This is a genomic window from Streptomyces albiflavescens (assembly GCF_014645835.1).
GTDB classification, from domain to species: Bacteria; Actinomycetota; Actinomycetes; order Streptomycetales; family Streptomycetaceae; genus Streptomyces; species Streptomyces albiflavescens.
In genome coordinates, this window is the sequence record NZ_BMMM01000006.1 from 266,570 (window position 1) to 287,124 (window position 20,555).

The 20,555-nt window shown below is 70.0% G+C and carries 16 protein-coding genes, 1 tRNA gene and 1 pseudogene; 11 read left to right on the forward strand and 7 right to left on the reverse strand.

Features of this window, described 5'->3' with window-relative positions; translation table 11 throughout:
- The first annotated feature begins 44 nt into the window (after positions 1 to 44).
- The 5 genes from IEY95_RS18730 (at position 45) to IEY95_RS18750 (ending at position 9,266) form a co-directional block, all read left to right on the forward strand.
- Entirely contained in the window at positions 45 to 1,553 is a 1,509-nt protein-coding gene (locus IEY95_RS18730; protein WP_189187177.1) for a cytochrome ubiquinol oxidase subunit I, read from the forward strand.
- A gap of 20 nt (positions 1,554 to 1,573) precedes the next feature.
- On the forward strand, positions 1,574 to 2,581 hold the full coding sequence (gene cydB, locus IEY95_RS18735; RefSeq protein ID WP_189187178.1) for a cytochrome d ubiquinol oxidase subunit II: 1,008 nt from the start codon (positions 1,574 to 1,576) through the stop codon (positions 2,579 to 2,581).
- A gap of 116 nt (positions 2,582 to 2,697) precedes the next feature.
- Positions 2,698 to 6,195 (forward strand): thiol reductant ABC exporter subunit CydD, encoded by a 3,498-nt coding sequence (gene cydD / locus IEY95_RS18740; protein ID WP_189187179.1) that lies wholly within the window; start codon positions 2,698 to 2,700, stop codon positions 6,193 to 6,195.
- Between the two features lie 41 nt (positions 6,196 to 6,236).
- Positions 6,237 to 7,967 carry a GAF domain-containing sensor histidine kinase gene (locus IEY95_RS18745; RefSeq protein WP_189187180.1) on the forward strand — a complete coding sequence of 577 codons (1,731 nt, stop codon included), beginning with the start codon at positions 6,237 to 6,239 and terminating at the stop codon, positions 7,965 to 7,967.
- A gap of 228 nt (positions 7,968 to 8,195) precedes the next feature.
- Entirely contained in the window at positions 8,196 to 9,266 is a 1,071-nt protein-coding gene (locus tag IEY95_RS18750; protein WP_189187181.1) for a M23 family metallopeptidase, read from the forward strand.
- A 42-nt stretch (positions 9,267 to 9,308) separates the two neighbouring features.
- Here the strand turns inward: IEY95_RS18750 and IEY95_RS18755 are convergent, their stop codons facing one another.
- The 7 genes and pseudogenes from IEY95_RS18755 to IEY95_RS18785 form a co-directional block, all read right to left on the reverse strand.
- Positions 9,309 to 10,196: a Cof-type HAD-IIB family hydrolase gene (locus IEY95_RS18755; protein ID WP_189187182.1), complete on the reverse strand. Its 888-nt coding sequence runs from the start codon at positions 10,194 to 10,196 to the stop codon at positions 9,309 to 9,311.
- 205 nt (positions 10,197 to 10,401) lie between these two features.
- Positions 10,402 to 11,304 (reverse strand): LLM class flavin-dependent oxidoreductase, encoded by a 903-nt coding sequence (locus IEY95_RS18760; RefSeq protein ID WP_189187183.1) that lies wholly within the window; start codon positions 11,302 to 11,304, stop codon positions 10,402 to 10,404.
- Positions 11,305 to 11,394: 90 nt separating this feature from the next.
- Entirely contained in the window at positions 11,395 to 11,943 is a 549-nt protein-coding gene (locus IEY95_RS18765) for an RNA 2'-phosphotransferase (RefSeq protein ID WP_189187184.1), read from the reverse strand.
- A gap of 134 nt (positions 11,944 to 12,077) precedes the next feature.
- Positions 12,078 to 13,022 (reverse strand): MerR family transcriptional regulator, encoded by a 945-nt coding sequence (locus IEY95_RS18770; protein WP_189187185.1) that lies wholly within the window; start codon positions 13,020 to 13,022, stop codon positions 12,078 to 12,080.
- Between the two features lie 34 nt (positions 13,023 to 13,056).
- A pseudogene (locus tag IEY95_RS18775) lies at positions 13,057 to 13,288 on the reverse strand (metal-dependent hydrolase); the annotation flags it as partial.
- 133 nt (positions 13,289 to 13,421) lie between these two features.
- A complete protein-coding gene (locus IEY95_RS18780; protein ID WP_189187186.1) occupies positions 13,422 to 15,182 on the reverse strand; it encodes an SDR family oxidoreductase in 1,761 nt (586 codons plus the stop codon).
- Positions 15,179 to 16,021 carry a M24 family metallopeptidase gene (locus tag IEY95_RS18785; protein ID WP_189187187.1) on the reverse strand — a complete coding sequence of 281 codons (843 nt, stop codon included), beginning with the start codon at positions 16,019 to 16,021 and terminating at the stop codon, positions 15,179 to 15,181. Before IEY95_RS18785 ends, IEY95_RS18780 begins: the two co-directional genes overlap by 4 nt.
- A 257-nt stretch (positions 16,022 to 16,278) precedes the next feature.
- On the opposite strand from IEY95_RS18785, the gene IEY95_RS18790 reads away from it, so the two are divergent.
- The 6 genes from IEY95_RS18790 to IEY95_RS18815 all read left to right on the forward strand — a co-directional run bounded on the left by IEY95_RS18790 (position 16,279) and on the right by IEY95_RS18815 (position 20,532).
- A complete protein-coding gene (locus IEY95_RS18790; protein WP_189187370.1) occupies positions 16,279 to 17,277 on the forward strand; it encodes an ABC transporter ATP-binding protein in 999 nt (332 codons plus the stop codon).
- Positions 17,267 to 18,172: an ABC transporter permease subunit gene (locus IEY95_RS18795; protein ID WP_189187188.1), complete on the forward strand. Its 906-nt coding sequence runs from the start codon at positions 17,267 to 17,269 to the stop codon at positions 18,170 to 18,172. The genes IEY95_RS18790 and IEY95_RS18795 overlap by 11 nt, the downstream gene beginning before the upstream one ends.
- Complete coding sequence (locus IEY95_RS18800; RefSeq protein WP_189187189.1) at positions 18,169 to 19,080, forward strand: ABC transporter ATP-binding protein; 912 nt, start codon at positions 18,169 to 18,171, stop codon at positions 19,078 to 19,080. Before IEY95_RS18795 ends, IEY95_RS18800 begins: the two co-directional genes overlap by 4 nt.
- Before the next feature lie 10 nt (positions 19,081 to 19,090).
- Positions 19,091 to 19,810 (forward strand): ABC transporter permease, encoded by a 720-nt coding sequence (locus tag IEY95_RS18805; protein ID WP_189187190.1) that lies wholly within the window; start codon positions 19,091 to 19,093, stop codon positions 19,808 to 19,810.
- Between the two features lie 127 nt (positions 19,811 to 19,937).
- A complete protein-coding gene (locus IEY95_RS18810; protein WP_189187191.1) occupies positions 19,938 to 20,186 on the forward strand; it encodes an SGM_3592 family protein in 249 nt (82 codons plus the stop codon).
- Between the two features lie 259 nt (positions 20,187 to 20,445).
- Positions 20,446 to 20,532, forward strand: a tRNA-Ser gene (locus IEY95_RS18815).
- Positions 20,533 to 20,555 lie beyond the last annotated feature (23 nt).

Genomic DNA, 20,555 nt, shown 5'->3' on the forward strand with positions numbered 1-20,555 from the left:
GGCAAACTGCCGCTGTACCACGGCGACGTAAGGAGACTGACGACGTGGAATTGGCTCTGGCGCCGGAGACTCTGGCGCGATGGCAGTTCGGCATCACCACCGTCTACCACTTCCTCTTCGTCCCCCTGACGATCTCGCTCGCCGGGCTCACCGCCGGCCTGCAGACGGCCTGGGTACGCACAGGGAAGGAGAAGTACCTCAGGGCCACCAAGTTCTGGGGCAAGCTCTTCCTGATCAACATCGCGATGGGCGTGGTCACCGGCATCGTGCAGGAGTTCCAGTTCGGCATGAACTGGTCCGACTACTCGCGGTTCGTCGGTGACATCTTCGGTGCCCCGCTCGCCTTCGAGTCCCTGATCGCCTTCTTCTTCGAGTCCACCTTCATCGGTCTGTGGATCTTCGGCTGGGACAAGCTGCCCAAGAAGATCCATCTGGCCTGCATCTGGATGGTCTCGATCGGCACGATCCTGTCGGCGTACTTCATCCTCGCGGCCAACTCGTGGATGCAGCACCCCGTCGGCTACAAGATCAACAAGGCGAGGGGGCGTGCCGAACTCACCGACTTCTGGCACGTGCTGACCCAGAACACCGCGCTAGCCCAGGCATTCCACACGCTCACGGCGTCGTTCCTGACCGGTGGCGCCTTCATGGTCGGAATCGCCGCCTTCCATCTGTTCCGCAAGAAGCACGTCTCCGTGATGAAGACCTCGCTGCGGCTGGGCCTGGTCACCGTCGCCATCGCAGGACTGCTCACCGCGATCAGCGGCGACACCCTCGGCAAGGTCATGTTCAAGCAGCAGCCCATGAAGATGGCGGCTGCCGAAGCGCTGTGGGACGGCCAGAACTCCGCGCCGTTCTCGGTCTTCGCGTACGGCGACGTCAGTAAGGGACACAACACCGTCGAGCTGTCCATCCCGGGGATACTGTCGTTCCTTGCCGATGACAACTTCAGCTCGTACGTCCCCGGCATCAACGACACCAACAAGGCCGAGCAGGAGAAGTACGGTCCCGGCGACTACCGGCCCATCATCCCCGTCACCTTCTGGGCGTTCCGCTGGATGATCGGCTTCGGGATGGCGTCCTTCGCCATCGGCCTGGTCGGACTCTGGCTGACCCGCAAGAAGTTCATGTTGCCGCAGCACTTGAGGGTCGGCGACGACGAAGTGCCGCATCTCGTGCTCTTCAAGAACAAGGCGCTCGGCCCGACGCTCACCAAGTGGTACTGGCTCATCGCGATCTGGACCCTGGGCTTCCCTCTGATCGCCAACTCCTGGGGCTGGATCTTCACCGAGATGGGCCGCCAGCCGTGGGTCGTCTACGGCGTGCTGCAGACCCGGCACGCGGTCTCCCCCGGCGTCTCGCAGGGTGAGGTTCTCACGTCGATGATCGTCTTCACGTCGCTCTACGCGATCCTCGCCGTCATCGAGGTCAAGCTGCTCGTGAAGTACATCAAGGCCGGACCGCCCGAGCTCACCGAGGCCGACCTCAAACCGCCCACCAGGATCGGCGGCGACTCCCGTGACGCCGACAAGCCGATGGCCTTCTCCTACTAGGCCGAGGGAGCTGCTGAGTCATGGAACTTCACGACGTCTGGTTCGTGCTCATCGCGGTCCTCTGGACCGGCTACTTCTTCCTGGAGGGATTCGACTTCGGCGTCGGCATCCTCACCAAGATGCTGGCCCGGGGCCGCCTGGAGAAGCGGGTGCTGATCAACACGATCGGCCCCGTCTGGGACGGCAACGAGGTGTGGCTGATCACCGCGGGTGGTGCGACCTTCGCCGCCTTCCCTGAGTGGTACGCGACGCTCTTCTCCGGCTTCTATCTGCCCCTGCTGATCATCCTGGTCTGCCTGATCGTGCGCGGTGTCGCCTTCGAATACCGGGCGAAGCGGCCCGAGGAGAACTGGCAGCGCAACTGGGAGACCGCGATCTTCTGGACCTCGTTGATCCCGGCATTCCTGTGGGGTGTGGCCTTCGGCAACATCGTGCGCGGAGTGAAGATCGACCAGAACTTCGAGTACGTGGGCAACTTCTGGGACCTGCTCAACCCCTACGCGCTCCTCGGCGGCCTGGTCACGCTGACGCTGTTCACCTTCCATGGGACGGTGTTCGTCGGGCTCAAGACCGTCGGGGACATCCGGGAACGGGCGCGGAAGCTGGCGCTGCGACTCGGACCGGCGGCAGCCGTGTTGGCGCTGATCTTCCTGCTCTGGACCCAGGTCGAGAACGGCGACGGCACGTCGCTGGTCGCGCTGGTCGTCGCCGTGGTCGCGTTGGTCGCGGCGCTCGTGGCGGTCAGTGGGAGCCGTGAGGGCTGGGCGTTCGCACTGTCGGGGCTCACCATCGTGGCCGCCGTCGCGATGCTCTTCCTGACGCTCTTCCCGAACGTCATGCCGTCCTCGCTCAACGACGACTGGAGCCTGACGGTCACCAACGCGTCGTCGAGCCCGTACACCCTGAAGATCATGACCTGGTGCGCAGGAATCGCCACGCCGATCATCCTGCTCTACCAGTCGTGGACGTACTGGGTGTTCCGCAAGCGGATCGGCACGCATCACATCGCCCCCGATGTGGCGCACTGAGTCCGCAGGGCCGAAGGGCGCGCTGCGCGCGGAGGTCCGCTGAATCACAGGGCATGTTTCACGTGAAACGGTCGTTTCACGTGAAACATGCCTGATGAGCCAAGGGTGTGTTTCACGTGAAACCGATCGATCCGCGTCTGCTTCGGTACGCCCGCGCCACTCGCCTGTTTCTCGCGGCCGTCGTTGGACTGGGGGCTGCTGGAGCGGCCCTGGTCATTGCTCAGGCGATGCTCATCGCCGAAGTGGTGGTCGGCGCCTTCCAGCACGGTCTCTCGGCCGGAGCGCTCCGCACGCCCCTGTTGCTGTTGGCGGTGGTTGCCATCGGACGGGCGGTCGTCTCCTGGCTCACCGAGCTCGCTGCGCACCGGGCGAGCGCGGCGGTCAAGTCGGAGTTGCGGGGGAGGCTGCTGGAGCGGGCTGCGCTGCTCGGTCCCGGGTGGCTGAGCGGGCAGCGGACGGGCTCGCTGGTGTCCCTCGCCACACGGGGAGTCGACGCGCTCGACGACTACTTCTCCCGCTATCTGCCGCAGTTGGGGCTCGCGGTGGTGGTCCCGGTGGCCGTCCTCGCCCGGATCGTCACCGAAGACTGGGAGTCGGCGGCGATCATCGTCGGCACGCTGCCGTTGATTCCCCTCTTCATGATTCTGATCGGCTGGGCCACGCGGACCCAGATGGACCGCCAGTGGCGGCTGCTGTCCCGCCTTTCGGGGCACTTCCTGGACGTCGTCGCGGGACTTCCCACGCTCAAGGTGTTCGGCCGGGCCAAGGCGCAGGCCGAGTCGATCCGGAAGATCACCGGTGAGTACCGGCAGGCGACCATGCGGACGCTGCGGATCGCCTTCCTGTCGTCCTTCGCGCTGGAGCTGCTCGCCACCATCTCGGTCGCGCTGGTCGCGGTGACCATCGGAATGCGGCTCGTGCACGGCGAGATGGATCTGTATGTGGGGCTCGTCATCCTCGTCCTCGCGCCCGAGGCATATCTGCCGCTGCGGCAGGTGGGGGCGCAGTACCACGCCGCCGCCGAGGGGCTCGCGGCGGCCGAGGAGATCTTCTCGGTGCTGGAAGCCCCGGTGCCGGCCTCGGGCTCGTTGCACGCGCCGGTGGGGGAGATCGGCTTCGAGGGGGTGAGCGTGCGGTATCCCGGGCGCTCCGGCGACGCGGTCACGGACGTCTCCTTCGCAGTCGAGCCCGGTGAGACCGTGGCCCTGGTCGGGCCGAGCGGCGTGGGCAAGTCGACGCTGCTGAACGTCCTGCTGGGGTTCGTGGAGCCCACCACGGGGCGGGTGCGGGTCGGGGGAGTCGATCTTGCCGAGGCCGACCTGTCCGAGTGGCGGTCACGGGTGGCCTGGGTGCCGCAGCGGCCCCATCTCTACGCCGGGTCCATTGCCGAGAACGTGCGGCTGGCGCGGCCCGACGCGGACGACGCGGCGCTACGGCAGGCGCTCGTCGACGCGGGTGCGGCCGGCTTCGTGGAAGCGCTGCCCGACGGGGTCGACACGGTCCTCGGCGAGGACGGCGCCGGGCTGTCGGCCGGCCAGCGCCAACGCCTTGCCCTCGCCCGGGCGTTCCTCGCGGACCGGCCCGTGCTGCTCCTCGACGAGCCGACGGCCTCGTTGGACGGATCGACGGAGGCGGAGGTCGTGGAGGCGGTGCGGCGGCTCGCCGTGGGGCGGACGGTGTTGCTGGTGGTGCACCGCCCGGCGTTGCTGGGAGTGGCGGACCGGGTGGTGCGACTGGAGTCCGGGGCACCTGTCGAGGCGTCCGGCCCCGTGGAAGCCGGCCCCGCCCGGCCGCTCCGGCCGGTCGAGCCGGAAAGCCTGCCCCTGACCGAGGGCCAAGAGCCCCCACCGGCTCCGCGGCAGCGTGGCGGCGTGCTCGCCCGAGTCCGGGCCATGGCCGCTCCCCGGCGGGGGCCGCTCGCGCTCGCTCTGCTCCTCGGCAGCCTCGCGCTCGGCAGCGCCGTCGGGCTGATGGCCACCTCCGGGTGGCTCATTTCGCGGGCGTCCCAGCAGCCACCCGTGCTGTATCTGATGGTGGCCGTGACGGCCACGCGGGCGTTCGGGATCGGCCGGGCCGTGTTCCGGTACGCGGAGCGGCTCGTGTCGCACGACGCGGTGCTGCGGATGCTGGCCGACACCCGGGTCGCCGTGTACCGGCGCCTCGAAAGCCTCGCGCCCGCGGGGCTGCGGACGACCCGGCGAGGCGATCTGCTGTCGCGGCTGGTCGCGGACGTGGACGCGATGCAGGACTACTGGCTGCGGTGGCTGCTGCCCGCGGGCGCCGCGGTCGTGGTGTCCGCCGCCTCCGTAGGCTTCACCGCCTGGCTGCTGCCCGAGGCCGGTGCCGCACTCGCCGTCGGACTGCTGGCGGCCGGGGTCGGCGTCCCGCTCGTCACCGGCGCCGTGGCGCGGCGAGCCGAACGGCGGCTGGCTCCCGCGCGCGGCGTCCTGGCGACCCGGGTGACCGACCTGCTCACGGGAACGGCCGAGTTGACCGTCGCGGGCGCGCTGCCCGCCCGTACCGCCGAGGCACGGCAGGCCGACACGGTGCTCACCCGCATCGCCTCCCGGGCTGCCACCGCGACCGCGCTCGGCGACGGACTCACGGCACTCGCGTCCGGGCTGACCGTCGCGGCCACCGCCCTCGTGGGCGCCCAGGCGGTCGCCACGGGACGGCTGGGCGGCGTGGCGATGGCCGTCGTGGTCCTCACCCCGCTGGCCGCGTTCGAGGCCGTCATGGGGCTGCCGCTCGCCGTCCAGTACCGGCAGCGGGTGCGTAAGAGCGCGGAGCGCGTGTACGAGGTGCTGGACGCCCCCGACCCGGTCCGCGAACCGGAGCGTCCGCAGCCGGCCCCGGCGTCGCCGTTCCCGCTGTCTGTGCGAGGGCTCCGGGCCCGCCACACCGGACAGGACCGGGACGCGCTCGCCGGGCTCGACCTGACTCTCGAGCAGGGCCGCAGGATCGCCGTCGTCGGCGCCTCGGGGTCCGGCAAGACCACGCTCGCGCAGGTGCTGCTGCGATTCCTGGACGCGGGCGCCGGGACGTACACGCTGGGCGGCGTGGACGCGTACGCGATGGACGGAGACGCCGTACGCCGTCTGGTCGGGCTCTGTGCCCAGGACGCCCACCTCTTCGACAGCACGGTCCGCGAGAACCTGCTGCTGGCCCGGAAGGAGGCGACCGAGGCCGAACTGCGTGAGGCGCTCGCGCGGGCGCAGCTCCTCGACTGGGTGGACGGGCTGCCCGACGGGCTCGACACACTCATCGGGGAGCACGGGGCCCGGCTGTCCGGCGGCCAGCGCCAGCGGCTCGCACTGTCCCGGGCACTGCTCGCCGACTTCCCCGTCCTCGTCCTCGACGAGCCCGCGGAACACCTCGACCTGCCGACTGCCGACGCGCTCACCGCTGATCTGCTGGCCGCGACCGAGGGCCGTACGACGCTGCTGATCACGCACCGGCTGGCCGGGCTCGACGCGGTGGACGAGGTGATCGTGCTCGCGGAGGGTCGGGTCGTCCAGCGAGGTCGGTACGCGGCGCTGGCGGCTGTCGCGGGTCCGCTGCGCGAGATGGTGGAGCGGGAGGCGGCGGGGGATCTGCTGGTCCAGGCCGCATAGCCCAAGTTTCCGTTACAAATAGGACTAACTACGCTCGAGGCATGTCAGTAGCTCCCGCCTCGCCCGACCGGGACAGCGGCCCGGACGTCAGCCCGGACGCGGCGACTCGGCTGCCCCGGGGTCCGCACGGGCTGCCTACCGAGGTGACCGCGCGGGTGCCACAACTGCTGGAGGCGATCCGGTCGGTCGGATCGGGGCTGGAACTGCACTCCACGCTGGACCGGATCTGCGAGACGGCGGCCGAGCTCACGGACGCGCGGTACGCGGCCATCGGGGTCGCGGCAGAGGACGGGGAGGGCATCGTTGACCTGATCCACCACGGGCTCGACGAGGGGACCGCCCGGCGGATCGGACGGCTGCCCGACGGGCACACGGGGCTGCTCGGGGCGCTCATCCACGATCCGGAGCCGGTGCGGCTGGCGAACGTGGCCGATGATCCGCGGGCCTGCGGGTTCCCCGAGCACCATCCGCCGATGCGGAGCTTCCTCGGGGTTCCGATCCGGGTGCACGGAGAGATCTTCGGGAATCTGTACCTGACCGAGAAGCGCGGCGGCGGCCCGTTCGACGACGGCGACCTCAACATGGTCCGGGTGCTGGCCGCGGAGGCGGGCATCGCCATCGGCAACGCCCGCCTGTACGAGGCCGCCCACCAGCGCGAGCGCTGGATCGACGGCTCGGTGGCCGTCACGACGACGCTGTTGTCGGGCAGCGACGCCGAGGAAGCCCTCCAGGTCGTCGCCGAACAGGCCCGCCGGCTCTCCGGCTCAGCGGCCGGGATCGTGCTGCTTCCCGCGAAGGAGGGCGGTCTGGAGATCGTCGCCGTCGCCTCGGAACGCCGGTCGAAGGCGCTCGGCCTCGTCATCCCGCCGGAGAGCGAGGCCGTCGCCGAACTCCTCGACGGAAAGCCGGTGTTCGTCGAGGACGCGACCACCGACGCGCGCCTGCTCACCGATCTCGTGCGCGACTACGGGCCGGTCATGATGCTGCCGCTGCAGAGCGAAGGCCGACTGCTCGGGGCCCTCGTCCTGGCGCGCGCCCAAGGAGAGCGTTCGTTCACGAAGACCGAGCGCACCCTGGCCGCGCAGTTCGCCGCCCAGGCCGCGCTCGCGTTGATCATGGCCGAGGCCCAGCGGGACCGGGAGCGGCTCGCGGTGTACGAGGACCGTGACCGGATCGCCCGTGACCTGCACGACCTCGTCATCCAGCGGCTGTTCGCGACGGGGATGCTGCTCGAGAGCGCGCAGCGGAGGTCGATCGTGCCCGAGGTTCAGGAGGGCGTCGGCAAGGCGGTCGACGAACTCGACGTCACCATCCAGGAGATCCGCACCGCCATCTTCGCCCTCAGCCAAGGCCCCGCCGAAGCGCCGTCCGGACTGCGCACCCGCGTGCTGCGCGAGATCAACATGGCCGCCGTGCCCCTCGGCTTCAAGCCTGGCCACCGCTTCATCGGGCCCGTCGACACGGTGGTCGGCGAACTCACCGGCAAGAACCTCATCGCCGCCCTGCGCGAGGCTCTCTCCAATGCCTTCCGGCACTCCGGGGCCTCCCACATCGACGTCGTCGTCGACGCGACCGTCCAACTGCCGGGCGGGAGGCAGGCCGTACGGCTCACGGTCGCCGACGACGGCGTCGGCATCCCGAGCGGCGGCCGACGCAGCGGTCTGCGGAACCTCAAGCGGCGCGCCGAGGCCCTGGGCGGCGACAGCTGGTACGGGCCGGGGATCGGTGACGACGGGAGCGGCACGACGGTGGTGTGGCAGGCGCCCCACTGACGCTCCCGGGTCGCCCTGGCATCCCGGGCCCTCAACCCCCCGGGTCGCCGTTGCATCCCGGGCCCTCGTCCCCCCCCCGGCTCCCCCTCGTCCCCCGAGCGCTGTGGCCAACGTACCGAGGCCAGGCACCTGTTCGGCCCAGCCGAGTGACCCATCCGTGGCGATCGGTCCCCCAGGTGCACGACGTGGACGAGACCGCGCCCGACGGCGCGGGACACGATCGCTGCCATGCGTTTTTCCCGCCGCCGTCCGCTGCTCGTGTCGGCGCTCCTGTGTGCGCTCGTGGTCCTCGCGGCCCGGCCCACGGCGGCCGAAGACGATGGCGAGGACCCCGGCATCAGCGCACGCGTGGCGCGGCTGTACGAGGACGCCTCCGTGGCGACGCGGCAGTACGAGGCGGGACGGCGGGAGGCCGAGGCGCAGCGGACCAAGGCGCGGCGGGCCGAGCGACTCCTCGCACGTGAGCGGCAGGAGGTCGCGGCGCGGCATGAGGACCTGGGCCGGATCGCTCGCGAACAGTACCGGCAGGGTGGCGGGCTCCCGTACACCGCGCAGATTCTGATCGCGGGCGGCCCCGATGACCTGATACGCGGTCAGCGCGCTGTCTGGCGGGCGGATCTCGACGTCAGCAACGCGGTGACCAAGAGCCGTCGCGCGGAAGCCCGGCTCGCCGCCGACGAGGCGAGGGCCCGGTCCGAGTGGCAGGCGGTGGAGCACCGGAACGGTGAATTCGCCGAGATGAAGCGGATCATCCAGGCGAAGCTCGAAGAGGCGCGGTCGACGCTCCAGAGCCAGGCGGACGCCTCGGTGGCCGCGGGCTCCTGCCGTGGCGCCGTCCGGCTGGAGCAGCCGAAGACGAAGTCCAAGCGCGCGTGGGTCGCGCCGGTGCGGACGTACGTACTCTCCGCGGGCTTCGGCCGTGCCGGCAAGCACTGGGCGAGCCGGCACACCGGGCAGGACTTCGCGGTGCCCATCGGCACGCCGGTCCGCGCGGTCGGGACGGGCCGGGTGGTGAGTGTGTCCTGCCGCGGCGCGTTCGGCATCGAGATCGTGATCGAACACCCCGGCGGCTACTGCACGCGGTACGCACACCTCGCCGCCGTCGCCGTGGACCAGGGAGAGCGGGTGTCCACCGGGCAGTGGATCGGGCAGTCCGGCACCAGCGGCAACTCGACCGGTCCGCATCTGCACTTCGAGGTGCGCGTCACACCGGACCCGGGGTCGGCCATCGACCCTGTGCCATGGCTCGCGGAGCACGGGGTGGACATCCAGCGGACGGCGGGCGCGGGCGCCCGGTAAAGGGCGCGCTCCCGCTCCTGCAACCGCTCCACGAGAATCCGCTTACAGCCGCTCCGCGAGGATCCGCTCGATGACGACCGCCACCCCGTCGTCGTTGTTCGCGACCGTGCGCCCGGAGGCCGCGGCGATCACCTCGGGGTGGGCGTTGCCCATCGCGTACGACTGGCCCGCCCAGGTGAGCATCTCGACGTCGTTCGGCATGTCACCGAAGGCGACGACCTCCTCGTGGGAGATGCCGCGTTCGGCGCAGCACAGCGCCAGGGTGCTGGCCTTGGAGACGCCGGGGCCGCTGATCTCAAGGAGGGCGCTGGGACTCGACCTGGTCACATTGGCCCGGTCGCCGATGGCCAGGCGGGCGACGGTGAGGAAACCGTCCGGGTCCATCTCGGGGTGGTACGCGAGTACCTTGAGCACCGGCTGATCGGCGTCCAGCGCATCCTCGGCGAGGAGCTTCTCGGCGGGTGCGACGGTCTCCGGGGGCTCCATGTGCAGCGAGGGGTAGCCCGGTTCGAGGTGGAGGCCGTACGTCCGCTCGACGGCGCACACAGTGCCGGGCGCCGCCGAGCGCAGCAGCTGGATGACGTCGAGCGCGATGTCGGGAGCCAACTCACGGATCTTCACGAAGCGGTGGGCGCCGGGGCCGCCGTGCAGGTCGACCACCGCGGCGCCGTTGCCGCAGATCGCCAGGCCGTGCCCGTGGACGTGGTCGCTGACGACGTCCATCCAGCGGGCCGGGCGGCCGGTGACGAAGAAGACCTCGATGCCCGCCTCCTCGGCGGCGGCGAGGGCGGCGATCGTGCGCTCGGACACCGACTTGTCGTCGCGCAACAGGGTGCCGTCGAGATCCGTGGCGATCAGCCGGGGCGGAACAGTGGAGGCCGGGGTCTCGGGCTGTCGAGTCGCTGAGGTCACGCGCCCATTCTCCCGCATATGCGCGCACGGCCGTGCGGCGGTGCGCACACTTGAGTGGTTACCGTCCTCACCAGCATCGTTACGCCCCGTCGAACCAGAGCCGGCAGGGCCTGACTCTCGGTTCGGGCTGGCCGACCCCTCAGGACAACTGGGCCGGCTCTCAGGACATCCGTGCCGGACCTCAAGGCAGCTGTGCGGGACCTCAGGGCAGCTGTGCGGGACCTCAGGGCAGCTGTGCCGGGGCCTCCATCGCGATCCGCTCGAAGACCTTCACGTCAGCCGCGAAGTCCGAGTCGGGGATGGGCCAGTGGATCACGATGTCGGTGAAGCCGAGCTCAGCGTGCCTGCCTGCGAAATCGACGAACGCGTCCAGGGACTCCAGCGGACGGCCGCGGTCCGGAGTGAAGCCGGTGAGCAGGATCTTGTCGAGCTCGTTCGCGTCCCGGCCGATCGCGGCGCATGCGTCGGCCAGCTTGTCGGCCTGCCCGCGAATGGCCTGAATCGACTGGTGAGGGGTGCCCGTTTCGTACAGCTTCGGGTCACCGGTCGTCACCCACGCCTGTCCGTGCTGGGCGGCGAGCTTCAGTCCGCGCGGACCGGTGGCGGCCACCGCGAACGGGAGCCGGGGGCGCTGGACACAGCCCGGGATGTTCCGCGCCTCGTGCGCCGAGTAGTAGTCACCGCCGTACGAAACGGAGTCCTCGGTGAGGAGCCGGTCGAGCAGCGGCACGAACTCGCCGAAGCGGTTGGCGCGCTCGCGCGGGGTCCACGGGTCCTGGCCGAGCGCCGTGGCGTCGAAGCCGGTGCCACCCGCTCCTATGCCCAGGGTGATCCGGCCGTTCGAGATGTCGTCGAGGGAGATCAGTTCCTTGGCGAGGGTCACCGGATGCCGGAAGTTCGGCGAGGTCACGAGCGTGCCGAGGCGGAGGCGCTCGGTGACGGCGGCCGCGGCGGTCAGTGTCGGCACGGCCCCGAACCACGGGCCGTCCCGAAAGGTCCGCCACGACAGATGGTCGTACGTGAACGCGGTGTGGAAGCCGAGCTGCTCCGCACGCTGCCAGGCGGAACGCCCGCCCTCGTGCCAGCGGACGTACGGCAGGATCACGGTGCTCAGACGCAGACTCATGCATCGAGCGTAAAGGGAATCGCGGAGTGGTCGCGGCCACCGCATGATCACCCGCGCTGCCTGCCTGTGATGACCCGCGCTGCCTGCCTGTCAGTGCCCCGAGGGAAATCGCAGGTACTGCGGGGGTACGGCCTGAGTGAGCCAGACTTCGTTCGCGCTGACCCGGAAGACATGGCCGTCGCGGTGCATGGCGGCGGCGTCCACGGAGAGCACGACCGGCCGGCCGCGGCGGGCGCCGACGCGGGTCGCGGTCTCCCGGTCCGGCGAGAGGTGCACGTCGTGCCGGTTCATGGGCCGCAGGCCCTCGGCGCGGATCGCGTCCAGGTTGCGGGCCACGGTCCCGTGATAGAGGTACGCGGGCGGGGTCGCCGGGGGCAGTCCGAGGTCGACCTCGACGGAGTGGCCCTGGCTGGCGCGGATCCGGGTCCCCTCGATCGCGAAGCGCCGCTTGTCGTTGTGGGCCACGACGTGATCGAGCTCCTCACGCGTGAACCGGAAGCCGTGCGCGGCCGCCGCGGCCATCAGCGTCTCGATCTCGACCCAGCCGCCCTCGCCGAGGGTGAGCCCGATCCGCTCGGGCTGGTGCCGCAGATGCTTCGAGAGGTACTTCGACACCTTCACGGTGCGTCTTTCATCCATCCGTTCGTTCATCTCTCCAGGGTGCCTGGCGAGAGACGGGTCACGCATTTGATTTTGATTCGGAGGTTTGATCCACAGCCAAGTCCTGTTATCCACAGGGGATTTGGCGATTCTGTGGACAACTCACAGGCAATTTAGGCGGTTTCATCAACCTTGCTGTTATTGCCGTGGTTTGACGCGAGGCGATCCAAGGTGCGTGCCTGCACCTCCCGTTCGGCGGCAGCCGTGATGAAGGCCGCCACCTGGCCCGCCCCAACCAGCCCTTCCACAGCCCGCATTGTGTCCGTGGGAATCTCCACGGTATGCGTCTCGATGCGGCGCTCCACCGGCTGCCCCGCGCCAAGGTGTTGATGCAGGTACCGGTTGGCGAACAGTCGCATGGCGCGGGCCAGTTCGGCGTCCACCGTCTGCTGCGCGAGCGGCCGCAGCCGCCGTACGAGCGAGGCCGCCTCGGCCGCCTCGGCGTCGGTCGGCGGGTGCTCCCCCAGATAACGCGCGAAGACATGCTCGGTCGTGAACTCCAGGAAACGGGCGGCGATGTGCTCGACCTGACCCCTCAACTCCCGCAGATGGCCCGAGATCGCGGACAGCGGAACGCCCGTCGCATACAACTCGACTGCCACGGCCAGCTCTTGAGGGCTCGGGACGAGAAAGGAGTCCTCGTCTCCGGGAATCGGCTCCAGCACGCCGAGCTCCACGGCGTCGGCCACCGCGTCGTCGTCCGGGCTGCCGCCGAACCGTTCGTCGAGCTCGGCACGCGAGATCCGGGCTGCCTCCTCGTCGGTCCACGGCCCGTCGACCTCCGCGACCAGGCCCAGGATCCCGCCGAGGCCCCGACCCGCGTCCCAGGCCTCCAGGAGCTCCTTGATGGAGGCCAGCGTGTAGCCGCGGTCGAGGAGACCGGCGATCTGCCGCAGCCGGGTCAGATGGGCGTCCGCGTACACATTGGCGCGGCCGCGCCGCTCGGGGCGGGGGAGCAGCCCGCGGTCCTGATAGGCGCGGATCGTCCGGACCGTGGCACCGCTGTGGTGTGCCAGGTCCTCGATCCGGTAGGCGACACCGACCGACTCGTCGCTCACACTTCCTGCCCTCCCGCAGCGTCGGGCGACATCGCTACGCGATCGCCGCCCGACCGATCGCCCCCGCTGCCGACCGCGCCGCCGGCGACTGCGCCGGATACTCCACGGCCCTGCGCAGTGAGCCCTCCTGCGACGGATGGTACGACCCCCGCAGATAGCGGGGTATGGCCGCGCCGAGTTCCCTCCAGGTGGGCAACAGCCCTTTGCGTACGGACCTGTTGTGTGCGGCGAGCGAGTAGCGCGCGCCCGGCGAGCCGGGGGTCGTGAGGTGCGTGGCGGTGGGCTCGTCCGGTATCCGGTGGAGAGGGGTCTCCTCCCAGTCGAAGGACACCCGCCTCGGGGTGATCGGGTAGTGGCCGTCGCTCACGGAGTCGCCGATCGAGTCGCTCGGCATCTCGGTCACAGCGGTGGCTCCATTCGCGCGATCGCGCGGAGCGCTTTCGGCGTGAAGCGCGACATGAGGTGGGCGCCCCGCGCCTCCGGGGTGACCGGCACGACCGCCTGGTTGCGGACCACCGCGCGTACGATCGCGTCGGCCACCTTCTCCGGCGGGTAGTTGCGCAGCCCGTACAGCCGCGCCGACTTCTTCTGGCGCCGCTTCTCCTCCAGGGCGTCGACCCCGGCGAAGCGAGCGGTCGAGGTGATGTTCGTGTTGACGAAGCCGGGGCAGATCGCCGAGACGCCGATGCCCTGCCCTGCCAGCTCCGCGCGCAGGCACTCGCTGAGCATCAGGACGGCCGCCTTGGAGGTGCTGTAGGCGGGCAGCGCCTTGGAGGGCTGGTACGCCGCCGCCGACGCGGTGTTGACGATGTGGCCGCCCTGGCCGCGCTCGGCCATCTGCTTCCCGAAGAGCCGGCAGCCGTGGATCACGCCCCACAGATTGACGTCGAGGACCTTCTTCCAGTCCGCGGCGGTCGTGTCGAAGAAGGAGCCCGACAGGCCGATCCCGGCGTTGTTCACCAGTACGTCCACCACTCCGTACTCGGTGGCGACCTTCTCGGCGAGCTTCTCCATGGCCTGCTCGTCGGAGACGTCGACCGTCTCGGCCCAGGCCTCGGGGGAGCCGATCAGCCGGGACATCTCCGCGGTGCGGGCCGCGCTCTCGGAATCCCGGTCGACGGCGATCACGCGTGCGCCGGCCTCGGCGAACGCGAAGGCGGTGGCCCGTCCGATGCCACTGCCCGCGCCGGTGACCAGTACGAGCTGCCCGCCGAAGCGGTCCGCGTACTTGCCGGTGGCCACGGTGTCCCGCACGGGCACTCCGTCCTCGTTGGCGTGCACGAACTCCGTGATCCAGGCGGCCAGTTGATCCGGGCGTGTGCGCGGAATCCAGTGCTTGGCCGGGAGCGTACGGCGCACCAGCTGCGGGGCCCACTGCTCCAGCTCGTCGTAGAGCCGCTCGGAGAGAAACGCGTCCCCCAGGGGCGTGACGAGCTGCACGGGCGCGTGCGCGTACGCGTCGTCGCGGGGTCGGTTCAGCCGGGCCCGTACGTTGTCGCGGTACAGCCAGGCGCCGTGCGCCGCGTCGGTCGGCAGCGACGGGGTCGGGTAGTCGCCCGAGGGCACCTTCTCGACCCGCTGGAGGATCTTGGGCCACTGCTTGCCGAGGGGGCCGCGCCAGGCCAGCTCGGGCAGCACGGGCGTGTGCAGCAGGTACACGTACCAGGACTTGGCGCCCTGGCCGAGGAGCTGGCCTACCTTGCGCGGGGTCGGCCGCTTCACACGTTGCTTGATCCAGTGTCCGAAGTGGTCGAGTGACGGCCCGGACATCGAGGTGAAGGACGCGATCCGGCCCTCGGTGCGCCGGACGGTGACGAACTCCCACGACTGCACCGAACCCCAGTCGTGCCCGACCAGGTGCACCGGCTTGTCGGGGCTCACCGCGTCCACGACCGCCAGGAAGTCGTCGGTCAGCTTCTCCAGCGTGAAGCCGCCGCGCAGTGGCTGCGGTGCCGTCGAGCTGCCGTGTCCCCGTACGTCGTACAGCACGACGTGGAAGCGGTCGGCGAGGCGCGTCGCGACCTCGGACCACACCTCCTTGGAGTCCGGATAGCCGTGCACGAGCACCACCGTGGGCTGCGTCTCGTCGCCCAACTCCGCGACGCACAGCTCGACTCCGCCCGTCCGTACCCAGCGCTCGCGCGCGCCCTCGAGACTCACTTGTCCTCCGCCCAGCGCCGCACATGCGGCAGATCGTCGTCCAGCCAGAACGCGCTCGCTTCAGGGTCCTTGGAGTCGGTGACGACCAGGATCTCCTCGAACTTCGCGCCCGTACCCCGGAAGCCGAGGTGCGGTTCGACCGCCCACAGCCCCGGCTGGGGCGGATGGTCGGAGAACCTGTAGGGCGACCACAGCGGCGACCAGCCGTCGCGGTGCCCGTGGATCGCGTCGCTCGCCAGCCCCTTGAGGGACTGGGTGCCGAACCCGAACAGATGCGGCGACCAGGGGCGTTCCTTCACGCGGTCCACCTTGTGGGCGATCACGCCGAAGGGATACGCCCGGTGCCGGTTCGCATAGCCCTGGCGGACCATGAGCCGGTCCACGTCCTCGTAGATCTCGCGCAGCGGCCGCCGCTCGCGCACCTCGCGCAGGATCAGCTCGCGGTGCGCCTCCAGGTCGGCGAGCAGCTTGTCCTGCACGGGGTTGAGCCCGAGCGAGCCCGAATAACCGATGTCCGCCGTAAAGCCCTTGTGGACCGGGGCCATGTCGAGGATGAAGGGCATCCCCGGCTCCAGGCGGCGGTTGGTGGGGAAGAACTGCAGCGGGATCCGGAAGTTCACGAACGCCGTGCGGTCTCCGAACCAGGCGAAGGGCAGATGGAACCAGTCCCGCACCCCGCGCTCGCGCAGCCACTCGCGCTGCATGCGTGCCGCCTCGCGCTCGGTCACGCCGGGCTTCAGCTGCGCGGCCACGGCCTCCGCGCACGCGTACGCGAGACGCTGCACCTCCCTGAACCCCCGCAGTTCCGCGGAGAGTTCATCTGTCACTGCCGTCGTCATGCCACCGCCCACCCTGTGTCCACGCTGACTGCGGTACGTGCCCGTAACTTGACACTGGTGAATGTGACAGTTGTTAGAGGCTGCGTCAATAGACCTGCGTGACGCCTGTGGACAACCGCGCCGATGTGGATGACCGACCGTCGGTTGTTCGACCTCAGGGGGACCCCTACGGGCCCGTACGACTGGAGTCTGATGCGGATCCAGCTCCGTGGGCTGACGACCGCTGTGGCGTGCGCCACTACCTTCGAAGCGTGACTGTGATCGCGACCGAAAGCCTGAGCAAGCGGTTCCCCAGGGTGACCGCTCTTGACCGGCTCTCCGTGGACGTCGGGCCCGGTGTGACCGGACTCGTCGGAGCCAACGGAGCCGGCAAGTCCACACTGATCAAGATCCTGCTGGGTCTGTCCCCCGCCACCGAGGGCCGCGCACAAGTGCTCGGCCTCGACGTCGCCACCGAGGGCGGCGCCATCCGCGAGCGCGTCGGGTACATGCCGGAGCACGACTGCCTGCCGCCCGACGTCTCGGCCACCGAGTTCGTCGTCCACATGGCGCGCATGTCCGGGCTCCCGCCGGCCGCGGCCCGCGAGCGCACGGCGGACACGCTGCGCCATGTCGGTCTGTACGAGGAGCGCTACCGCCCCATCGGCGGCTACTCGACGGGCATGAAGCAACGCGTGAAGCTCGCGCAGGCCCTCGTCCACGACCCCCAGCTGGTCTTCCTGGACGAGCCGACCAACGGCCTCGACCCGGTCGGCCGCGACGAGATGCTCGGCCTGATCCGCCGCATCCACACCGACTTCGGCATCTCGGTCCTGGTCACCTCGCACCTCCTGGGCGAACTGGAGCGCACCTGCGACCACGTCGTCGTCATCGACGGCGGCAAGCTGCTGCGCTCCAGCTCCACCACGGACTTCACCCAGACCACGACGACCCTCGCCATCGAGGTCACCGACACCGACGAGCACCCGGACGGCACCGGCGCGCTGCGCGACGTGCTCCACGCGCGCGGGATCGAGACCCACGACGGCAGCGGCCTGCCCGGCGCCGGACACATCCTGCTGCTCACCGCCGAGGGCGAGGAGACGTACGACCTCGTCCGCGACGTCGTCGCCGACCTCGGCCTCGGCCTGGTCCGGATGGAGCAGCGCCGGCACCACATCGCCGAGGTCTTCAAGGACAGCGACGACCAGCGGGCGCGAGACGAACAGATGACGGGCGACGACCAGCGGAAGGAGGCGGTCGGTCATGGCGGTTGAGCACTCCCTCACCCAGCCCGGTGAGCAGACCCGTATCCACAACATCGGCTACCGCAACTACGACGGCCCGCGCCTGGGCCGCGCCTACGCCCGCCGCTCGCTGTACTCGCAGTCCCTGCGCGGCGCCTACGGACTCGGCCGCTCGGTCAAGTCCAAGGTGCTGCCGATGCTGCTCTTCGTAGTGATGTGCGTCCCCGCGCTGATCATGGTGGCCGTCGCGGTCGCCACCAAGGCCAAGGACCTGCCGGTCGACTACACGCGCTACGCGATCATCATGCAGGCCGTCATCGGTCTGTACGTCGCCTCCCAGGGACCCCAGTCCGTCTCGCGCGACCTGCGCTTCAAGACCGTCCCGCTGTACTTCTCGCGCCCCATCGAGACCGTCGACTACGTACGCGCCAAGTACGCGGCGCTGGCCTCGGCGCTGTTCATCCTCACGGCCGCGCCGCTGATCGTGCTCTACGTAGGGGCGCTGCTGGCCAAGCTCGACTTCGCCGACCAGACGAAGGGATTCGGACAGGGGCTGGTCTCCGTGGCGCTGCTGTCGCTCCTCTTCGCAGGCATCGGCCTGGTCATCTCGGCGGTCACGCCGCGCCGCGGCTTCGGCATCGCGGCCGTCATCGCCGCCCTGACCATCTCCTACGGGGCGGTCTCCACCGTCCAGGCCATCGCCTTCGACCAGTCCAGCACCGGAGCCGTCCCGTGGCTCGGCCTCTTCTCGCCGATCACACTCATCGACGGAGTGCAGACGGCCTTCCTCGGCGCCACCTCCGCCTTCCCCGGAGGTGAAGGCCCCTCGTCCGGGCAGGGTGTCGTCTACCTCCTCGTCGTCCTGGGTCTCATCGCGGGCTGCTACGGCCTCCTGATGCGTCGCTACCGAAAGGTCGGGCTGTGACCACGCTCAACATCGACCACGTCTCGCGCTGGTTCGGCAACGTGGTGGCGGTCAACGACATCACCATGACCATCGGCCCCGGAGTCACCGGCCTGCTGGGCCCGAACGGCGCCGGAAAGTCCACCCTGATCAACATGATGGGCGGCTTCCTCGCCCCCTCCACGGGCACCGTCACCCTCGACGGCCAGCAGGTCTGGCGCAACGAACAGATCTACCGGCACATCGGCATCGTCCCCGAGCGGGAAGCGATGTACGACTTCCTCACGGGCCGCGAATTCGTCGTCGCCAACGCCGAGTTGCACGGCCTCGGCACGAAGGCGGCCCAGAAGGCGCTCGCCACGGTCGAGATGGAGTACGCGCAGGACCGCAAGATCTCGACGTACTCCAAGGGCATGCGGCAGCGCGTGAAGATGGCGTCCGCGCTCGTCCATGACCCCTCCCTGCTGCTGCTCGACGAGCCCTTCAACGGCATGGACCCGCGCCAGCGCATGCAGCTCATGGATCTGCTGCGACGCATGGGCGACGAGGGGCGCACGGTGCTGTTCTCGTCCCACATCCTCGAAGAGGTCGAGCAACTCGCCGCGCACATCGAGGTGATCGTCGCCGGACGGCACGCGGCGAGCGGCGACTTCCGGCGCATCCGCCGCCTGATGACCGACCGCCCGCACCGCTACCTGGTCCGCTCCAGCGACGACCGGGCGCTGGCCGCCGCGCTGATCGCCGATCCTTCGACGTCCGGCATCGAGGTGGACCTGGCGGAGGGCGCGCTGCGCATTCAGGCGGTCGATTTCGGCCGCTTCACCGCCCTGCTGCCGCGCGTCGCGCGCGAGCACGGCATCCGGCTGCTCACGGTCTCGCCGTCCGACGAGTCCCTCGAGTCCGTCTTCTCGTATCTCGTCGCGGCGTAGGAGGCCCAAGATGTACGACCCCACAGTCGCCCGGCTCACCTATCGGGGCCTGCTCGGCCGCCGCCGGGCCCTCATCCTCGGCGCCCTGCCGGTCCTGCTCATCATCATCTCCGCGGCCGTACGCGGCTTCTCCGGAGCCGACGACCAGGTGGCCTCGGACGTGCTCGGCGGGTTCGCGCTCGCCACGATGGTCCCGATCATCGGCGTCATCGCCGGCACGGGCGCGATCGGGCCCGAGATCGATGACGGCTCGGTGGTGTATCTGCTGGCCAAGCCCCTGAAGCGGCCCACGATCATCTTCACCAAGCTGATCGTCGCGGTTGCCGTCACCATGGCGTTCTCGGCGGTGCCGACGTTCATCGCGGGCATGATCCTGAACGGCAACGGGCAGCAGATCGCCGTCGCCTACACCGTGGCCGCGCTGGTCGCCTCGATCGCGTACGCCGCGCTGTTCCTGCTCCTGGGGACCGTGACCCGGCACGCCGTGGTCTTCGGGCTCGTCTACGCGCTGGTCTGGGAGGCCCTCTTCGGGTCGCTGGTGTCCGGTGCGCGCACGCTCAGCGTCCAGCAGTGGGCGCTCGCGGTGGGCCACAAGGTCACCGGCGGCGACCTCGTCACCTCGGACGTGGGCCTGCCCACCGCGACGGTGCTGCTGGCCGCGGTCACCGTGCTCGCCACCTGGTACGCCGGGCAGCGGCTGAGGTCGCTGACACTGGCGGGCGAGGAGTGAGCGGGGGCTCCACGCGCGCGGGCCGTCGCCACGCACGCGCGCGTGGAGCCCCTTTTTCTTTGACAGTGGCTTCACGTGTGTCGGGGCACACTGGGCAAACTGGGACGCACGGCCAGGAGGAACGGGGATGGCATCCGAGGAACCACGAGGTGACGGTCGCGAGCAGTCCGGGGACGTCGGGGACGTCTGGGACGACCTCGTACTCGACGAGAACTTCATACGCTCCGCGGAGACGACCGAGCCGTCGGCACGTGCGCGTATGCTCGCCGCCCGCTGGCGCGAGGGTGGACCCGATCCGCAGCCCTGGCGGTCCGACGAGCCGCCCGCGGGGTGGTTCTTCAGCAAGGGGCGTCGGCGCAGGTGGCGCTTCCGGTGACCCCCGGAGGCGGCGGCTTTTAATCAGTGGCGCCCAAGTCGGCGTACGGGCACAGTAGTTCTGTCCACCCCGCCGCATCGAGTCGGCGCCACGTTCTGGGAGAGGAGCGCGACGATGTTCATCAGGAGCAGTTCGTCGAGCTCCCGACAGGGCAGCCCGCAGCGGGTTCCGGAGTAGTTACCCTCCGTCGAACCCGCCCGCACGGGGGGCTGCCCGGGGCGGCCGCTTCGAGCGCGCATCTCGCGCGGGCCGCCCACCCGGAGGATTGGCCGAGAGGTAAGGCACCGGCTTGCTAAGCCGCGGTCGGGGGTGAAACCCCGCGCGCGTTCGATCCGCGCATCCTCCTCAAGAACGCACCAGGGACTTGCT